The organism is Nocardioides sp. CPCC 206348 (assembly GCF_048654705.1).
Classification (GTDB): Bacteria; Actinomycetota; Actinomycetes; order Propionibacteriales; family Nocardioidaceae; genus Nocardioides.
In genome coordinates this window covers 46,537-48,821 of the sequence record NZ_JBMCZA010000191.1, presented here as the reverse complement: position 1 = coordinate 48,821, position 2,285 = coordinate 46,537, and the positions used below count along the sequence as shown (strand labels likewise).

3 protein-coding genes are annotated in these 2,285 nt (G+C 72.6%); all 3 read right to left on the bottom strand.

Translation table 11 applies throughout. From position 1 onward, the window contains the following. Nucleotides 1–54 precede the first annotated feature (54 nt). Nucleotides 55–447 carry a type II toxin-antitoxin system PemK/MazF family toxin gene (locus ACOADB_RS16655; protein WP_378600816.1) on the bottom strand — a complete coding sequence of 131 codons (393 nt, stop codon included), beginning with the start codon at nucleotides 445–447 and terminating at the stop codon, nucleotides 55–57. Beyond that, nucleotides 444–1,928 carry a PH domain-containing protein gene (locus ACOADB_RS16650; RefSeq protein WP_378600814.1) on the bottom strand — a complete coding sequence of 495 codons (1,485 nt, stop codon included), beginning with the start codon at nucleotides 1,926–1,928 and terminating at the stop codon, nucleotides 444–446. The genes ACOADB_RS16655 and ACOADB_RS16650 overlap by 4 nt, the downstream gene beginning before the upstream one ends. Next, nucleotides 1,925–2,285, bottom strand: a 361-nt coding sequence (locus ACOADB_RS16645; protein ID WP_378600812.1) for a PH domain-containing protein, incomplete at its 5' end; no start/stop codon positions are given. The genes ACOADB_RS16645 and ACOADB_RS16650, both read right to left, overlap by 4 nt.

The window sequence follows — 2,285 nt, the reverse complement described above, 5'->3', positions numbered from 1 at the left end:
GCAAGGCCCACCGCAAGACGTGGCGCGCATCGATGCTGCTGCGCTGACCCGCACTCACGAGAGGGCGGCGCGAGCGGCGATCACGGCCTCGTAGATCGTCTGGTCGAGGGCGGAGCCCTCGCGCCGGACATCGGTGGCCTTCAGGACGACGAGGCGGTTGAGGCGGACCTCGCTCTCGCGGCCACGCGTGTCCCACCCGCCGGAGCCGACGTCCATCCAGACGCGCCCCTGCCGGGCTTCCTGCTCCTCGTCGCGGTCGTGGTCCTTGCTGGTCATGACGAGGCAGTCGACCGTCGTGACGCCGTCCGGGCCGGTGGCCGTGCCGATCACGAGGACCGGGCGGTCCTTGCCCTGCAGTGGGTCGTCCTCGTAGGGCACCCACGCCCACACGACCTCGCCCGGATCGGGGTCGCCGTCGAGGTGGGGTGCGTACGTGCCGTCGGTCATGGCGTCTCCTTGAAGAACTGGCTGAGCAGGCCCGGAGTCGCGGCTTCGGCGAGGGCGAGAGCGGCCGGTGCAGGTACGTCGTCCACGGCGATGCGGCCGCCACCACCTGCGGTGGTCGCGGCGAGGTCGACCAGCCCCGCGCGGCGCTGGAACCAGGTGGCGCGGAGGTTCCAGCCGATGACGTGCGAGGAGCCGAGGGCCGAGCGGGCACGGGTCAACGAGCCTGACCGCATCACGACGTGACCGGCGTGGTGCGCGTGGCCGAGGGAGCGCGCTCGATCGGCGGCCAGGGCGAGGGCAGTGCCCAGGGGGAGTGCCGAGGCGAGGAGCAGCCACGGCGAGGCCCCCGCGACCACCGCCAGCCCCAGGAGTACGACGAAGGGTGCTGCGCCGATCAGGGCCCGGGTGTAGCGGCGAGTGGTCGCCGCACGGCCGTGGGTGAGGAGTGGCCCGTCCATCGGGTCCGGATGGCCCAGCACGGTGCGCGCGACGTCGTACGCCGTGGCCGCGGGAGCGGGCGGCAGGAGGGCGGACGAACTGGCCTGGCTGCGGTCGAGGCCGGTGACGATCGCCGTCACCGAGCGTCCGTTCGCCAGCCGCAGCATGGCCGGTTCCGCGATGCTCACGCCGGCCAGCCGGGCCACGTCGATGCTCGTCTCGCGGCGGGTGAGCAGGCCCCGGCGGACGTGCCAGGCGGCGTCGTGCCGGGACAGGAGGAAGCCGCCGTTGGTGAGCAGGTAGCCGCCGACGACCACGACGACCGCCAGCACGGCGATCACCCCGATGATCGTGAGGACGAAGCCGGCGTCGACCGCGGCGATGTCCTCCTCGGTGATCCTGACGTCCAGGACCTCGGTGAACTGCAGGACGACACCGGTCAGGGCACCGAAGGCCACCAGCGCGGTGCCGCTGAAGGGTGCGTACCAGAGCCAGCGCGGTGAGAAGCGGGCCACGACTTCCTCGGCCTCGACGGCCGGCGCGATGACCTCGGGATCCGTCGAGCCGTCGGCAGGTCGAGCCTGTCGGGACCCGAGCAGGTGGACCCGCAGCGCGGTCGCCTGCTCGCGGGGGAGGGAGTCGAGCGAGAGCCGTTCGTCGGCGTCGCTGACCACGCTGCCGGTTCCGATGACGACGGTGGTCAGGCCCAGCATCCGGTGCAGGACCGACGCGGTCAGGTCGACGGTGCGGACGCGGTCGACCGGGGTCGAGAGGGTGTGGCGTTGCAGGAGCCCGCGGCGCAGCTCGACGCGTCCGTCGGTGACCCGGTAGGTGGTGGTGAAGTAGCGCACGATGCCCAGCGCGACGGGGACGAAGACGCCGAGCAGGGCCCACGGGCCGGACCCGGAGACGCCGCCGGCGACGACCAGGCCGATCAGCACGGGCAGGAACCTGGCGCCCTCCTTGAGCGGGTGGATCAGCAGCATCCGTGGATCGAGCCGCTCCCAGGCAACCGACCCGGTCGCTGTCTCGACCTCGCTCATGTCGCGTCGCCCGCCACCAGGTCGGCCTTCCGGGTGAGCTCGTCGATGAGTGCCAGCGCGACGTCGCGGTCCAGCCCCTCGATCTGCAGCGGTCCGGCGGCCGAAGCCGTGGTCACCGTGACCGTGGCGAGGTTGAACAGGCGCGTCAGCGGACCCTGCGCGAAGTCGACCGTCTGCACCCGAGACATCGGTGCGATCCGGCGCTCCCGGGCCCACCACCCGCGCTGCGTGTAGACCGCCGTGGGCGAGACCTCCCAGCGGTGAACCCGATACCGCCACTGGGGTACGACGACTGCGCTCGTCACGCACACCACCAGGGTCAGCGCGGCCAGCCACCAGCGCAGCCCGTCCGGTGCC

Bases quoted from the DNA above. Each gene is read 5' to 3' on its own strand.
- ACOADB_RS16650 (WP_378600814.1), bottom strand. From the start codon at position 1,928: ATGAGCGAGGTCGAGACAGCGACCGGGTCGGTTGCCTGGGAGCGGCTC.
- ACOADB_RS16655 (WP_378600816.1), bottom strand. From the start codon at position 447: ATGACCGACGGCACGTACGCACCCCACCTCGACGGCGACCCCGATCCG.